Origin of the sequence: Shewanella sp. SM71, from assembly GCF_025653905.1 — a bacterium.
GTDB classification, from domain to species: domain Bacteria; phylum Pseudomonadota; class Gammaproteobacteria; order Enterobacterales; family Shewanellaceae; genus Shewanella; species Shewanella oncorhynchi.
Genome location: NZ_JAKKRW010000014.1, coordinates 26,951 through 43,508 on the forward strand (window position 1 = coordinate 26,951; position 16,558 = coordinate 43,508).

General features: G+C 49.2%; 10 protein-coding genes. 3 read left to right on the plus strand and 7 right to left on the minus strand.

Going from position 1 to position 16,558, the window contains the following annotated elements; translation table 11 throughout:
- Nucleotides 1-10: 10 nt before the first annotated feature.
- The 7 genes from L5L97_RS14395 to L5L97_RS14425 all read right to left on the minus strand — a co-directional run bounded on the left by L5L97_RS14395 (nucleotide 11) and on the right by L5L97_RS14425 (nucleotide 11,101).
- A complete protein-coding gene (locus tag L5L97_RS14395) occupies nucleotides 11-1,255 on the minus strand; it encodes a dicarboxylate/amino acid:cation symporter (protein ID WP_263182507.1) in 1,245 nt (414 codons plus the stop codon).
- Nucleotides 1,256-1,646: 391 nt separating this feature from the next.
- Entirely contained in the window at nucleotides 1,647-2,519 is an 873-nt protein-coding gene (locus L5L97_RS14400) for a hypothetical protein (protein WP_263182509.1), read from the minus strand.
- Nucleotides 2,507-3,727, minus strand: a complete 1,221-nt coding sequence (locus L5L97_RS14405; RefSeq protein ID WP_011790750.1) for a hypothetical protein — start codon at nucleotides 3,725-3,727, stop codon at nucleotides 2,507-2,509. The genes L5L97_RS14400 and L5L97_RS14405 overlap by 13 nt, the downstream gene beginning before the upstream one ends.
- 48 nt (nucleotides 3,728-3,775) lie before the next feature.
- Complete coding sequence (locus L5L97_RS14410) at nucleotides 3,776-4,429, minus strand: hypothetical protein (RefSeq protein WP_006080105.1); 654 nt, start codon at nucleotides 4,427-4,429, stop codon at nucleotides 3,776-3,778.
- Complete coding sequence (locus tag L5L97_RS14415) at nucleotides 4,429-8,103, minus strand: ATP-binding protein (protein WP_263182511.1); 3,675 nt, start codon at nucleotides 8,101-8,103, stop codon at nucleotides 4,429-4,431. Before L5L97_RS14415 ends, L5L97_RS14410 begins: the two co-directional genes overlap by 1 nt.
- Nucleotides 8,104-8,471: 368 nt before the next feature.
- Nucleotides 8,472-9,083 (minus strand): response regulator transcription factor, encoded by a 612-nt coding sequence (locus L5L97_RS14420; RefSeq protein ID WP_263139742.1) that lies wholly within the window; start codon nucleotides 9,081-9,083, stop codon nucleotides 8,472-8,474.
- Nucleotides 9,083-11,101: a sensor histidine kinase gene (locus L5L97_RS14425; protein WP_263139743.1), complete on the minus strand. Its 2,019-nt coding sequence runs from the start codon at nucleotides 11,099-11,101 to the stop codon at nucleotides 9,083-9,085. Before L5L97_RS14425 ends, L5L97_RS14420 begins: the two co-directional genes overlap by 1 nt.
- Nucleotides 11,102-11,382: 281 nt before the next feature.
- Between L5L97_RS14425 and dsrO the strand changes: the two genes are divergently transcribed.
- From dsrO to L5L97_RS14440, 3 genes are read left to right on the plus strand one after another with little or no spacing between them, the layout of a single operon-like run.
- Nucleotides 11,383-12,165: a sulfate reduction electron transfer complex DsrMKJOP subunit DsrO gene (gene dsrO, locus L5L97_RS14430; RefSeq protein ID WP_263139745.1), complete on the plus strand. Its 783-nt coding sequence runs from the start codon at nucleotides 11,383-11,385 to the stop codon at nucleotides 12,163-12,165.
- The gene (gene nrfD / locus L5L97_RS14435; protein WP_263139748.1) at nucleotides 12,155-13,237 is read left to right on the plus strand and encodes an NrfD/PsrC family molybdoenzyme membrane anchor subunit; all 1,083 of its coding nucleotides are present in this window, start codon (nucleotides 12,155-12,157) and stop codon (nucleotides 13,235-13,237) included. Before dsrO ends, nrfD begins: the two co-directional genes overlap by 11 nt.
- Before the next feature lie 35 nt (nucleotides 13,238-13,272).
- Entirely contained in the window at nucleotides 13,273-16,380 is a 3,108-nt protein-coding gene (locus tag L5L97_RS14440; protein ID WP_263182513.1) for a tetrathionate reductase subunit A, read from the plus strand.
- The last annotated feature ends 178 nt before the right edge of the window (nucleotides 16,381-16,558 follow it).

Below are 16,558 nucleotides of genomic sequence, written 5' to 3' on the forward strand. Positions count from 1 at the left end.
TAATGGCACATTAACTCTTCGCTGACTCAAGCTGATACACTTTCTCGGTTTGATCCACTATGGTCAACACCGCAGTATCACCGACCACGTTACAGGACGTCAGCACCATATCAATAATACGATCCAGCGCTGCCACTATGGCAAAGGCTTCAATCGGTAATCCCATTTGATGGATTAACACGCCTATCATCACCATGCCACCACCGGGAACACCGCCCGCACCGACAGATAATAGGAAGACACTAAATAACAGCGAAGGCAATTGCTCAGTGGTAATGGGCATGCCAAAGGCGTTGGCGACAAAGAAAATCGCAATAGTGATATAAATCGCCACACCGCCCATGTTCATGGTCGCCCCCAGCGGTACGCCAAAACCAGCAACAGCGCGGTTCACGCCTAACTTGTCCGTTAAAGTACGCATGGTCACGGGAATCGTCGCATTTGAGCTTGCGGTCGAGAGTGAAAACAGCACTTGCTCTTGGGTCTTCTCGCGGAAGGTTTTGGCTGAAATTGGGGTAAATATCCCCACTGCCATAGGATAAACCACAAAAATCCACAGTAGCAACAGCGCGAGGATCAGCACCATATACTCAACTACACTCATAAACACACCGGCATCTAAGGTCGCGCCGAGTTTAAACATCAAGGCAAATACACCATAGGGCGCAAGACTCATCACCACAGAAATCAATTTCATCATGATTATATTGGCGGTTTGAAAACCTTGGACAGCACCCGCAACATGCTCACCAAGGGACTTAATGACGCCGCCCAGCAATAAAGCCATGAAGATCACTTGCAGCATATTGCCCGACATAAAAGCCGTCACAGGATTACGCGGGACTATGTCGATCACCAGCGCCATCAGGCTTGGCAATTCAGTTGCTGTAATCGCTACGCCATCCGTGCTGCTCATATCTACACCTTTACCGGGTTCGAGTAGCAGCACCACTAATAATGCGGTCGCGATTGCGACGACAGTATTGATGATATAAAAACCGAAGGTCTTACCGCCCAAACGACCAAAGCTTTTGAGATCTTGCAGCTCACAGACACCGCAAACGATACTCACGAACACGAGTGGCACAACCAACATCATGATCATATTGACGAACATAGTGCCAACGCCACCGGCAAGCTCGACTAAATTACCCGAGAAAAAACCGATATCGTTTAAGAAGTATTGCACTATTGTGCCGAAAATAAGGCCGGCAAACAGACCAATAAAGATCCGCGTCGAAAGTGATTTCATCATGCTTGTGGTTTCCCCAGAAAGGTCATTTATTTGTTATTCATCTTCCATGATGAGCACAATTGCCAATCCATTTTTGGCTCAGGCGGGGATAGTGAAACATGCTAGCCGTTAATTCAATGAATAAATTTACTTATTTAATTTCAAATTAAGCAAAACACATCACAAAAAACTTATATCAATATGATTTTAAATAAAATAAAAACAACTGAATAATAAACAACCAGTTGACCACTTTATTTTAAAATCAAAATAATAACAGAATTAAAACAAAAAAATCACGATTAACGGATTTTATTGGGATAACTCTAGATTTAAAAACTGAATAAATACTTTAATTAGCATTTAAAACCACTTATATCGCATTTTACAGAGATATGGAGAAGGATAAAGGTTAACTGTATGCCAGTAGTACTAGCTCAAGCCGATGATGCAGCAGGTGCTGCTGTTTGATACTAATACAGTGTTGATTTAGCCAAACGGCTAATTTTTGCCAATGCTTTAACTCGGTATTTTGCAAATACTTAGCCTGTTTCGCTTGCTTGTCGAAATCATCAGTAGAATTAATTTGTGCTATTGCCAATAACTCAGCAGGTGCTGTCAGCGCAAGTTGTGGCACAAGCCAATGAGTCACGCCCATTAAGGTATGGGCGATTTGTAACCCTGCGGGATCTAAGTCGGTAAAGGCAATGATCGGCAATTTATCTGCCATCGCTTGCAAAAAATGCCGCACGCCAATCGGGGAATGATGACCGCTACCACGGTAGATAACCATCACATGGGTTAAATTCTCAGGTAAACGCGCTTGATGGATAACATCAAATACATCTAAGTTTTCAACCACTAGGATGGCTGCGACATTGAGTTCATGGCAATGCTTTTGTGCTTCATCCAAAGGAATACGCAGTGATGTGCGTGTTGAAATCCCAGTTGGTGAAAATTCGAAACCCAGATACTTCATCAAAACGTATTCGGCTTCGGGACGGATCTTAGCGAGCTTTTCATCGTGACTTTTGGCGGACATCGCCATGCGATCGACATTAAAATCAAGCTGCCTTAAATCAAGCCCCATTAACGCCAACACGCTTTGCCTTAGCAGTTCAAAATCTTTGGGCGCAAAACACAGATACTTTTCGGATCCGTCTAACTCACCCACTTCTAACTCGCGATAAATCGCACGCCAGTTAGCCGTGAGCTTAACCTTGGGAGAACGCTTAATAAAAACGTTCTCCAACAGTTGTAATTTTTGCTGGCCTAGGCGAGCCATAATTCCACATCGCGAATAATAAAGTTGCCGCTATAGATAGGATGCGGTTCACCCAAAGGCTCAAGCTCAAAGTAAGCTTTGTGTTCATCGGGCAGACCTTCGTAGCCACCAATCACTTGATAAATCCAGCTTTCAGCGTCCCAAGGCAAAGCCTTATCCGCCAGATATTCCAGCGCAGATTGACGCAGGCCAGACTCAATTACATCGACGAAATACTCATCCACCGCTTGTTTGAGTGGATTATCCGGCACATCGAAGTCTTCACTTTGGGTGATAGAAACGGACACATCATGCTCACGCACCGCCGCAATCACAGGATGGCGGCTGATGGCCTTGATATGCGCGACTATCCCCATCAACTCCAACTCTTGGCTGGCGTTGTGCACATCTACCGATGCAGGGGCGAGCAAGATTTCGGCGCGATTGAATAGACTCGGGATTTCCTTGTGGGACACATGGTCCGCAGGACGATAATCCGGATGCAAGTCTGTGTAGAGCAACCAGCCCTTGAGCAAACGGGTACGCCCACGGATTTGTCTGAAGCGGCCTAAGAGTTCGAGTAAACGCCCCTGCACTACGCTCAGTTCCTGGGCGCAGTCGCTCATGGTTTCCTGCAAAGTCGTCACTAAGAGTTTGCGCAGTTCACGTATATCGCCAGCGATTTCGCCTAGCTCACTAAACTGGAACATCTCTAAGCCATTAAGCAATTCAGACACTTGGCTTTGAGCTAATTCGTTTTCGCGGATCTTAGCGTTGATCGTACCAACGTAACCGAACTCGTTATTAATGCGGCCCCAGAGCACACGGATCGAATAACGCAGACTGTCGGCAAAACTATAAACATGCTCGCTCAAATCCGACAAGTAGGCCTCGGCCGCGCTGTAATCTGAGCTATGACGCGCCTCTTTATAGTGGTCGGCCAAGGTTTTAATCGTGGCTAAGGCCGAACCGACATTAGAGTCGATTTGGCGATTGCGCTCATCACTTAAGCCTTCTTCGAGTAAGGCACGCACAGAACGCTTAAGCCGCAGCTCCTGATCTGGCTCTGGCCGCCATAAAATCCCTGCCTGTTTAAGCTTTTCGACCACGCTTGGATCGTGCGCATCCTCGTTAAGAGAGCCCGCCAAATAGGTGTCCATAATGATGTCAGCATGGCGACCTAACTGCTTGAGCAGCTTAACCCCCGCCTGATGTAAGTTACTGCTCATCATGGCCTCCTTGGTCGCAACTTTTACCTAGGTTTAACAGTGCCAACATTATATTAAGTCCCGCTGGGTCGCTGTTTCCGCCTGCGCTTCTAGACTTAAACCTTCAGTTTCGTCGATAAAACGAATAACTTCATACAGATAATCCAGCTTGCCCGTGGCGATATAAATTTGCTTCTCCGCATTGGGTCGTACTAAATAGCCGAGTTCGACTAAGCGTTTGAAGACTAATTTGATTTGCGCATCGCTGTTGGTACTGGTCGAGCCAAATAGACGATATTGGCTGAGTTTGGCTAACTGCTCACGGAACGCCGGCGTGTCTTCGATACGGCTTTGCAGCTCGGTCAAACGCACGGGCGCACCTTCGCTCAGCGGCGCATCTTGGCCACTGGCTTCTTGCACTAATACCAACCATTCCACCAGCGGGATCAATGCCTGACAGATATCTTTAAACTGCGATGAAATCACTTTGCGCTCGCTATCGCCGAGCTGCAAATAACCGCAGAAGAACACATCACCTTCGGCGGCAGACGCCACGGTACGGTTGATCTGGTTTAAGTAGGCTTCAACCCGCTCGCGGGTGCTGCTATTTTTAAGGGCGCGCCAGCCTTCTTCATTGGTGGTGCGGCAAATAAACTCGCCCTTGAGTAACAGCTCAATCAAAGCGCCAGTGCCAACTAATACGGTTTGGGTTGCATCACTCATTAGATGGCCTCCTTCGACAAACGCTTATTCAACATGTCGGCAATTGGGTTGACCTTAGGCTTCACCACCTGCAACTTCTTAGTTTGTTTGTTGATAATGTAACGGTTGGCGAACAAGTTCAGCACCTCAGACTCAGGGTTCGGGAAGGCGCCCAGCACACAAATATTATTGTTTTCGCAGGCGTCGAAAATCTTCTTCACGTTGGTATGGTGCAAAGTGCCCAACTCATCAATTGGCCAGTGAATGGTCACATCGGCGCGTCCACGCAGCAAGCGCGTGAATGCCAACAAGAACTTACATAAAATCAGATACGCCATACCGTGGCTTGAGGATTCGTTAAGCTGTCTATCGGTGCGGATGATTAAGTCGCTGTTACCTTCTTTGAGGCGCAGCTCGATTTCCAGCAACTTAGAGATGCCCCCCGTTAATGCGGCGCGGCCGATAATGTCTAAGGCGCGGCGCATGCTGTTGGTGTAATCCTCATCGGGCAAACCATTAAAGCCATCGGCTTTCCAATGTTTAAAGGCTTTGACGAACTGCTCAAGCTCAGGCCAGAACTCTAACTCACTGATGCGCGAGCGAATACGCACAGCCGATTCAGACACGCCATCGAGGAATAACTCTTCGCCCACTTCGCGGGTAATACGCGCACTTTGGGAGGCAATGCGGCGGTCGATATCGGCTAACACATCGTAGAAGGCGGTTAAGTCGACACCAAAAATCCGCCCCTGCTCACGCAGCGCGGTAATCGATTGCGGCACTATTACGTTCAGCAATTGCTCAAGCTGTGGCACTAACTTACGGTAATCCAGCAGACGAATGCCTTTGTCGTTGATAAAGCTCGATTCTTCGCGGGCACGCTCCCAGGTTTCGGCAAGGCCCGAACCTGACTTGCTGGCGATCACTGAATCGAAATGCTCCACATATTGCTTCACTGATCCCATCAAGTAATCGCGTTTTAGCAGCAAATCTTCACCTTGGCGCAGACGCTCGCCTAGGCTGCCTTGGGCTTCTTCGTTATTGGTCGGTAACTTAAGCTCGGCGAGTTTACGCATTACGGCACGTAACTTAGTTAAGTTTTCAGAAGCTTCAACCTGCGCCGCATCGGACGCTTTACGCTCGGTTTCAAGTTGTTGACGGCGAGTCTTAACATCCTGAGTTTTCGCCTTAAGCTGTTGATCGATTTCCGATACCGCACGCTTCACATCGCTAAGCTGAGTTTGCAGTTTAGGTTTGCGCGCAAGCCAAGTGTGTTGATACCAATCGTCAAAGCGCAGTACGTCGCTGCGACGCTGCTCGGCGCGGCTGATTTTGGTTTCTAACTCACGAATTTGTTGCTTGAGTTTGAGGATATTATCCTCATCCACACCGCGGGATTTAAGCTCGTTTTTGTACCAAGTCTCGCAGGCTTTCTGCTCGATTTTGGCGCTTTCGCGGCGTCCTTTAATAGTCGCTTTAATTTGGCCGAGTTGGTTGTCGAGCGCGCCGATGACTTCCTGCCAATAGGCATTCTTTTCCATGCGCGCTTCGAGCGCTTGCTCTTTTTGATCTTCGAGCCAGAGTTCGTGCTGATGTTTAAGTTGTTTTAGCTCACCATCGAGTTGAGTCAGTCTTTGTCCCGCATGGGCTTTGCGCTCGCTCAATGCTTTGTTGATTTTCTCTTGCTCGCTGCGCTTTTCATCAAATAGGCGACGCAGATCGTCACGGCTATTTTTGTACGCCGTGCGAGCAAAAGTCAGTTCACGGCTGAGATTATCCAACTCGCCATTAATGGCCACCAGCTGAGATTCGGCCTCGGCCTGCATTTCTTGGGCACTAGTGTGGGCTTCTTCGGCTTTGCTTAACCGAATACGCAGCTCTTGTTCGGAGGCGGCATATTCAGGCACATCGATCGCTTTAAGATCTAAATGCACGCCAAAGAAAGCTTCGCTCGATTCAGTCACTAAGCTTGGATGTAAATCAGTGCGATGCAGTAGTTCAGGCGCGATCACTTTCCCTAAACTTTGCTCCCAGCCTTGGGATTCTTTACGCAGAAACTCCAATAGGGTGTGGGATTGCGGGAACAGCATGTGGTGCAGTTCATCCAGCGCAGTTTGACGCTCATTCACCCTTAAGGTAGCGATACGCAAGGCTTCGTTGGCTTGGTCACGTTTGGCTCTGAGCTTGCGTTCATCGCTGCTTAAGCGTTCAACCTTGGCATTGCAGCTTTCTTGTTCTTCGTCGGCGCGGTGAATACGTTCGTCGAAAATCGCGAGACTCAGCTTTTCTTCTTCGGTGTAAGTCACGCCATCAACACGCAATTTAAGCTCGGCGGCAGTGAGTTTGAATTGGTATTCCTGCTCGCTAAAGCTAGCCTTGCCCGCATCCATTTGGTTGCGCCATTGCAGCTCTAGGGCGTCGATATCGGTGCGCGCCACTTCACGTTGTTTATCGCGGGCTTCACGCTGCTTGTCTTGGTCGGCATGCAAACCTTCAAGCTCGCGGTTTAACTGCTCGCCAATCTTACTGCGACGGGCATTGTACGCCGCCTCAATGTCTTGGTGCTTCTCGGTTTGCAGCTTATGGCGTTCACTTAGATTTTCAACATCGGTGCGCCAGTTCGGCAGCATCTCAAGATCGGCCTTGGCTTGCTCTATGTTCGCATCTAAAAAGGCAGCATGCTGATCTTCAATCGCATCGAGCTCATACTCGCACTTTGCCACATCGCCCTTAGCTGCCGATAAATCGAGATTGAGCTCATCGCGCTGCTCTTTCCATTCATCATCAAGCAATCTGAGTTTTAAATTCAGTTCCTTAGATAAGGTTTGCTGAATATCTTGGCGATCGGCTTCTAAGGTTTCATCGTTGCGATAACCGCGAGACAGACTCGATAAACGCAGTTCGGCGCTGAGCAGTTGGTTAAATTCTTGCTCGAGTTTTTCAAACTCAGGGCGAATGACTTCAAAGCCTTGGATAAGTTGGCTCTCACGGATCCACGCCTCAACGCGCTGTGGGTTTAAGCGTGAGCTAGGCGGATTAACCCCGTCCTCCTCTAAAATGGCGGCAATCATGGATTTGACAGTCTCCATCTTGCCTTCTTTGGAGTGCACCGCTTTAGCGAGTTTTTCGATGTGGCGCAGGGAATGCTCCCCCTCACACAGGGCAAATTGGCGTGCATAACCGCGTAGTTCGCTGCGGTTGCTGCCCGTGCTTAATAGGGTGCGATCGTTTTGAATAATGGCGCGATATTCACGGGTATTAAGCAAATTAGTGGTCGCGATGCCGGCACGTTTTAAATCACGGCCTAATTCCGCCATGGTGTGGCACAGAATAGTGTCGCCATTTTGCGATTTAATATAATCGCTTAGCTCAAAACCTTTGGCGATAAAGCGATAGTTAACGCCCTTACCATCGCCCGCCGAGGCCAACACGGCTTGATACAGTAAGCCATCGGCCTTTTGATATTCGTAAATGATGTAGCTTGAATCGTGTGGCAAATACCAACGCTCGAAACTGTCGCGGGTCGAAGGCACCACTCGGCTTGGGTATTCGCCATAAAAAACAGGGACTAGACGTTGTAATGTCGTTTTACCCGAGGCGTTAGTACCACAAATGTTGGTATGACCATTAAGGGCGAGTTCCACCACGCCCGGAAGGTGCGTATCAATCAGCACAATACGAATCAAGCTTGCCATTTCATTCCTTATGCAAACAGGAGAGTCTTATCTAAGCTGCAGAAGCTTCTACACAAATAAGAGAAAACAATCCAAGAGGGCCACTGACATTAAAATCGTCACTGTAAATAAACACTTTAAAAAAGTGACTAAAAAGTGATGTTAAAAATCGTGGCCTAAAATAGTGCCCCTAAAATAAGGCAATCACAGTGTATTGGCAATTAAGCGGCGATGCACTAATGCCTTAGCTCACATCTCAGCCCATTGCTCAGCAAAAACATAACCCTATAGCTAGGCTCAAATCAAACGGCCAATGATACGACAACTTAACCAAAATAGGCGGCTAACAAAGCGGCAATTAGCGCGATAAAAGGTAAATTCCAGCGGATTTATTCGAGACGCAGGCGTTCAGCGATCCGACTGTAGATCAGCATCATTTCCGCCAGCGATCCCACTTGCATGCCTTTCATCAAATTGGCACGGTGGATCTCGACCGTGCGCATGGCAATACAGAGACTATCGGCGATCTCTTGGTTCTTCAGGCCTTGGGCAATCAGGTTGAGTATTTCCCGCTCCCTTGGCGTGAGCGCTTGATAAGTCTCAAGATACTGATTGTCTTGATGATGCGCCTTGGTATGTTCCAACGCTTTGACGACCGCCTCGGCTAACTTAGCGCCATCGGCGGGCTTTTGGAAAAAATCCACCGCACCTAATTTAAGCGCATCTACCGCCATTGGCACATCGCCATGACCCGTGAGATAAATCACCGCTAGCGGACTATTTTTTGCCACTAATTCAAGATGCAACTGCTGACCACTCAAACCCGGCATACGCACATCGACCAGCGCACAACCCGGTAGTGTTAAGTCAACTGTGGTAAAAAAGGCTTCGGCGCTATCAAAGTCGGTGATCTTAAGGCCATAACTTTCAAGCATAAAACGCAAAGAACGACGCACTGAGTCATCGTCATCGATTAAATACACAGATAGATCAAGACTCATTATTGTGCTCCATTGGGTTCAGGTTTACGCGGTATAGCCACCTGCGCTTGGCAACCGCCACCCATAGCGCTTTCTAGGCTAAACGTACCACCATGGCTCTCGGCAATATCACGGCAAATCACTAAGCCTAAACCTAACCCCTCTGATTTAGTGGAATAAAATGCTTGCATCAGCAGACTGGTCTCTTCGGTTAACCCTGTGCCATTATCTGTGACCGTCAGCAAGAGCGTACATTCTTGATAGCGAAGATCGATATCGATCGTGGGTGTGTATGGCTTTTGCGTGATGCTCTGTTCGGTGCCACTGGATTCAAGCTCTAACCGCTGAACGCAGGCGTCAAAGGCGTTTTTCAGCAAGTTAAGCAACAACTGCTGCATGCCAACTTCATCGAGGGACTGTAAATAGGGCTCGCCGCTCACATTCACGGCAAGATTGATTTGATGTTGCTCAAACTCATAGGCGAGCAGCGGCACAGTATCATTGACCAACTCATGCAGATACAAAGGTTGTTTCGACACAGGTCGCTTCTTCAATAAATTACGTAAGCGACTGATAATATTGTCGGCGCGCGTGACTTCCTGCTGGATCAGCGCCAATACAGATTGCAACTCCTCAGGGCTAGTCCCCCGCTGTAATCGCACTTCGGCGCCATGACAATAATGGCCAATCGCCGCCAAAGGTTGATTGAGTTCATGGGAGAGACTCGCGCCAAGCTCGCCCGCGATAGCAATACGCTGGGCATGTTCCAGTAACGCGCGGTTTTCATTGAGCTGACGCTGAGTGTTAATCAACTCACGGCCGCGGCGACTAAAGCGGTATTCAAGCCAAAAATGATACACATTGAGTAAAACCAAAATCCCCAAAACAAGCCAAGCCCATTGTTGATGTAGCTTGATCCACTGCCACGCCCTTTGCCACCATGGTGCCTGCAAAGGATGCATATCGAGATCTTTAAGCAGTTGATCGATCGCAAGCTGACTCACGGCCGTGGTCCAGCCCGCAGAATCAGCAGACTTAGCGGCGAGATGATCTTCAGGCAGCGCTAGCAAAGCTTGAGTCACACTTTTAGCCAGAGACTGGGAGGCGCGATTAGTCTTTGCCATAGACCAGTTGGGATAAAGGTGAGTCGAGACTTGGCAATTAAATCCCGCAGGCGCTTGATTATCGAGCACTCTATAATGGGCGATGTTAATAAGACCTTCCGTTTGCATCTGCTCAAGCTGACACACGGGCACCACAGCCGCATCCAGTCGATTATCTTTCGCCGCATCATCACCACTTTTTTGATCATCTAACTGATACAACAAATTATCTAGCGGGAACCCCAGCGGAATAATCTCACCCACAAAGCGAGGCAAATCTATGCCCTTTAGCTGCGCTTCGTACACTAAGGTCAAGTAACCACCAAAGGCATTTTTCGATACGATCCCGAGCCGACGCCCCTTGAGATCACTTAAGGTGTGATAGGGCGAATCGGCGCGCACCACCAGCGCCGAACCCACTTGCATTGCCGCGCCATGATTTAACGGACTGCGCAGGGTCGCCAACCAAGTAAGGGAATATTGCCGCGCCAGCAACACGGATTGCCCTGGGTTTGTGATCACAAAATCGAGCCCTTGGGTTTTAACGCCCTTAGCTAGCTCATCGAGGGTGAGAGGATGTAACCTAAAGTAACTGTTGGGAATTTGGGTTTCGAGCCACCCCATCAAAGGTTGCCAGCGGTTGATGGTTGCCTTATAACCGCGGATGGCTAACACGCCAACATCGACCACTTGATAACTGGGCTCTTCGATAGCAACTTGAGCAACAACCTCAGGGTCAGTTAATCCCAAATGCGCACTTTGATTTAGTGGCTCCGCAGCAAACATCTTAACCGAAGCCAGCAAGCATAGGAATAACACTGCGTTCCTTGGCTTTTTTCTCGGTATTGCCACGGAATGTGGAGTGCTCAGAATCGATAACGGCCACTTGACCGATACAGCTAAGCGAAACACAGTTTTCATCATCCTCAATAACATGAAGTGCAATCCTTTATCCCCAGTCACTCACACTAAAATCAAGTCCAACTCAAGCTAAGAAAAGGCCAAACTCAAGTAACAAAAAATAAAACCCTAGCATTTTGAAGGCTATTCTAACGGATATTTGTTGCGCTAGATCAAGTCCACACCCGATATGTGGAAAACCACTATAGTTATGCCGCCTCCCCTTTTACAGAATGCCTGTAAACCTCGCCATAAACCTTAACTCTAGGTCTATGAGCCAGTTTATTCGCCATCTGCAAGTAGTGAAGGAAATCTGTATGGACAAGAGTAAACGTCAGTTTCTCGGCAAAATGGCCTGCGTCAGTGTTGGCGCCGCACTCATCCCTGTCGTGCAAGTATATGCACAGGATGATAAGCGCAGCCCTCAAATGCACAGTGCCAGCGAAGGCCAAGTGGGTAAACGTTACGGTATGGTAATTGACTTGCGCCGCTGTGTGGGCTGCCAAGCCTGTACCGTCGCTTGCACTATCGAGAATCAACCGCCCCTCGGGCAATTTCGCACCACAGTGCAGCAGTATGAAGTCTCGCAGCAGGAAGATACCACTCCGCCTGCGTTTTTAATGCTGCCAAGACTTTGTAATCACTGCGAAAACCCGCCCTGCATCCCAGTTTGTCCTACGGGCGCGACCTTCCAGCGCAAGGACGGCATAGTGGTCGTCAACAATCAATGGTGTGTTGGCTGTGGCTATTGCGTGCAAGCCTGCCCCTATGATGCACGCTTTATCAACCACGACACCAATACCGCCGACAAATGTACCTTCTGCGCCCATAGGTTAGATGCAGGATTACTGCCTGCCTGTGTCGAAACCTGCGTAGGAGAAGCCCGTGTGATTGGCGATCTGAATAATCCCAACAGCCAGATAAGCCAACTGCTTGCCGCCAACAAAACCGATATCAAGGTGCTCAAACCGACGGCCAACACTGCGCCACGGGTGTTCTACATCGGCATGAGCAGCGCTTTTGAGGACAAGATTAGCGGCCAAGCCCCCGTTAGAACCTTACTTACCGATACTGGCGAGGAGATCCACCATGGTCATTAAAGAAATCTTTACCCCAGATATCGCCATTACTTGGCTACCTTGGGCAGTGCAATACTTTTTTATGATGGGGCTCGCCTACGCCAGTGTATGGGTAGCGACAATACACTTGTTTAGCCAACCCAAACCCGATGACAGATTGCTGAAGCTCTGCGCCTGTTTAATGTTAACCGCAGGCATAGTCGCCCCTATCGCCTTACTCGCCGATTTACACCAACCGCTGCGGGCTTGGCATTTTTATGCGCAAGTTCGCCCCGATTCTTGGATGTGGTATGGCGCCTTTTTACTGCCCGTATTCTCGGGCACCAGCGCAGTGTTTGCTTGGCTGCTATTACGTCAATATCTGCCTAAGCACACCACGAATCAAGACTCAGATTGGGTGAATAAAATAGGCCAATTACTGAGATTCGGTGATTGGAACAGTGACAAATTCATCAAGCCGATCGCACTGATCACGGCCCTGAGTGCCTGCAGTATCGCCCTCTACACTGGCATGGAAACCATGGCCATTGAGGCGCGGCCACTATGGCATACCTATTGGCTGCCACCTTTGATGGCAATGAGTGCCCTGCTCGCCGCCTGCGGCACTTTGGTGATACTGAATCGACTATTAAAGGGCTACCAACAGCGCACCCAAGACAGCCTATTACTCTGGGTAAGAGCGAGTTTTGGTCTATTCGCCCTATGCCTTATCGGCTGGGCGTTATTCGATAAGGGCTCGGCCCCCGAAGCCGCATTATTGCTTGAAACCAGCCCAAGCTGGCAACTGGCAGCAATTTGGGTACTGGTCACACTCGCCGTGCTGGCACTGATGCTCGCCATTCGTCACTTACCCAATATGGCAATGCTAATCGTCAGCCTCACGGCCATTCACCTTGCGTGGGGATTTCGCTGGATAGTGCTAATTCAAGCGCAAACCGATCCTAAATACGGCGCGGGGACTTATCTCTATCAACTGCCTTGGGGACCTGAAGGGCTATTAGGAATAGCTGGTACCTTCGGCCTCTGGTTAGCATTAATGGCGCTGGTCTCCGAACTTATTCGCCAAACGCCTGCGGCAAAACTTGCTCGCTGAGCACCCAAATAGTTTACAGAATTAAGGAGTCCATCATGGATAAGAGTAAACGTCGTTTTATCAAAGGGGCCGCTGTAACGGGTGGTGTGGGATTATTTGCCGCGGGTTATAGCCATACATTAGCGCAAATAGGTAAAGGTGTCGTCAATGGTACCTCAGGAAAACCAACCCAAGATCCGCTGCACGGCAATTCCTTAGCACCTGAATACAAAGTCGATTTACAGTCAGGCCAGTTAATCAGCAATGACGATCAACGCATAGCCAATACTATGTGCTTAGGTTGCTGGACCAAATGCGGCGTGCGCGCTCGTATCGATCAAAAAACCGATAAAATCATCCGTATCAGCGGTAATCCTTATCATCCGTTGTCATCGCGGGAACATATCGATTTCGATACGCCTATCAAAACCGCCTTTGTTGGGCTTAGCGCCTTTCAAGAACAAGGGCTGCAAGGACGTTCCACCGCCTGCGCCCGCGGTAATGCCATGCTAGAACAATTAGATAGCCCACACCGCGTTACCCAATGCCTTAAACGCGTGGGTAAGCGCGGCAGTGGCCAATGGAAGAGCATTAGCTTTGAGCAATTGCTGAATGAAGTCGTCGAAGGTGGTAATTTATTTGGTGAGGGCCAAGTCGAAGGCTTAAGAGCGATTCGTGATATCGTCACGCCGCTCGATACCAATAATCCAGAATACGGCCCTAAGGCCAACCAGTTACTGGTCTCAAACGCATCAGATGAAGGCCGCGATGCCATTATCAAACGCTTCACCTTCAACAGCTTTGGCACGCGCAACTTTGCCAACCACGGCGCTTACTGTGGATTTACCTACCGTGCTGGAGCGGGCGCTTTATTGGATGATTTGAAAAAATACGCCCACTTAAAACCCGATTGGGACCATAGTGAATTTTTACTCTTTATCGGCACTTCACCGCAGCAATCGGGCAATCCCTTTAAACGCCAAGCAAGACAATTGGCTAACGCGCGGGTGAATAACACCAATTTCAGTTATGTGGTGGTGTCGCCCATGCTACCCAATACCTCGAATCAACCTTGCGCGGGTAACAATACTTGGCTGCCGATCCGCCCCGCCACCGACTCGGCACTCGCTATGGGCATGTTGCGCTGGATTATTGATAACCAGCGCTACGCCGCCGCGTTTTTGAGTGCGCCCAATGTCGATGCCGCAAAAGCATCAGGTTACCGTGGTTTTAGTAACGCAGGCTTCTTGATCGTCAGCGAATCGACCCATCCAAGATATGGCCAATATCTCTTTGCCAGCGATCTTGGCTTACCTTTCGACGGCAAAGCCTACGGCGAGCAAGACTCGCAGTTGGTTGTCGATGCCGCGAGTGGCAAGATAGTTTTGGCTAGCCAAAGTCAGAAAGCTAAGCTCGACGTTGACCAAAACGTCGACACACCTAAGGGGGCGATTGCGGTTAAATCTAGCTTCCAACTGTTAAGTGAAGCGGCGCAGAGCTTCGAGATGGCACACTATGCCAAGGAGTGCGATATCAGCGAGGCGCAAATTATCGCCCTCGCGGATAAATTTACCAGCCATGGCACTAAGGCCGCAGTGATCTCCCACGGCGGCACAATGAGCGCCAATGGTTTTTATAGCGCGTGGGCAATCATGATGCTCAACGCCATGATAGGTAACATCAATTTAAAAGGTGGCGCATTAGCTTCCGGCGGTTCCTTTCCCGCCTTTGGTAAAGGCCCAAGGTATAATCTGCAGGAGTTTGACGGCATGGTCGAGCCTAAGGGCGTATTCCTATCGCGATCTAAATTCCCCTACGAGAAAACCTCAGAGTATCGCCGTAAAGTCGAAGCGGGCGAATCGCCTTATCCTGCAAAGGAGCCTTGGTTTCCGATTTCATCGCCCTTGCTTGGCGAACATTTAACGGCGGCGGTGCACGGTTATCCCTATCGACTCAAAGCATGGATTAACCACATGGGCAATCCGATTTATGGTCAAGCGGGCCTAGGTGAAGCCATTGGTGAACAACTGAAAGATCCCAAAGTGCTGCCACTGTTTATCAGTATCGACAGCTTTATTAACGAAACCTCGGCGCTATCGGATTATATCGTGCCCGACACATTAACGTATGAGTCTTGGGGTTGGAGCCCTTCTTGGCATGGGACCCTGACGAAAGAAACAACAGGTCGCTGGCCGATTGTCGAACCAAGGGTCACAAAAATGGCCAGTGGTGATGTGGTGTGCATGGAGTCTTTCTTAAGCCAAGTGGCGATGAAACTGCAACTACCCGGCTTTGGCGAAAATGCCGTTAAGGCCGCCGATGGCAGTTTACATCCGTTAACGCGCGCGGCGGATTACTCACTCTATGGCGCCGCCAACGTGGCCTATTTGGGTAAAGCCGTCGCCGATATTAACGCTGAGGACATGTATCTTAGCGGTGTGAGTCGCATTCAAGCCGAACTCAATACCAGACTCAAGCCAGATGAAGTCAAAAAAGTCAGCTACTTATTTGCCCGCGGCGGCCGCTTTGAAAATATGAGCGGTGCACGGGATGAAGTGGGGAATCCAACCAAGGTTTGGCCAAAACCTATGATGCTGTGGAATCCCGAAGTGGGCAGTCGCCGTAACAGTCTCACAGGGGAATTTATGAGTGGTTGTCCGCGCTTATATCAACCCGCCTTGGCCGATGGTACCCCGCTCGATAAGGCGTTTGATAAGTCACAGTGGCCATTGCTGATCAGCAGCTACAAATCCCATACCATGAGTTCTATGAGTATTGGCTCGGATCGTTTACGCCAAGTACACCCTAATAATCCGGTGCGCCTGAACGAAAAAACCGCCACTCGCCTTGGGATCAGCACAGGTGACACGGTCAAGATCAGCACGCCCAACGGCAGCGTTATTGCCTTAGTGGAATGTGTTGCCGGAGTGCACCCTGACTGCATCGCTATCGAACACGGTTATGGCCATAAGGAACTCGGCGCGCGGGACGTAGTGATCGACAACCTTAAAATCGCCGCCAATCCGCTGATCCGAGTCGGCATCAATATGAACGACTTGAATCTGTTTGATCCCAGTCGCCACGGCCGTTACCCGCTGGTGGATTGGGCAAGTGGCGCTTCGGCCAGACAAGGCCTGCCAGCTAAGATTGAAAAACTAAGCTAATCGCCGAGCAAAGATGACACTTAAGAAGCTGCCCTTTGGCAGCTTTTTCTTTGGCGTTAATTCAATCTGATTAAGCCGAATTGCCTCATTAATGTTTTCTAGCTATGCCTATTCGCGAATAAACCGAGGAATTGTGATCTTTTTTACTCAATCTAGGTATATAGATCCCGATCACGCG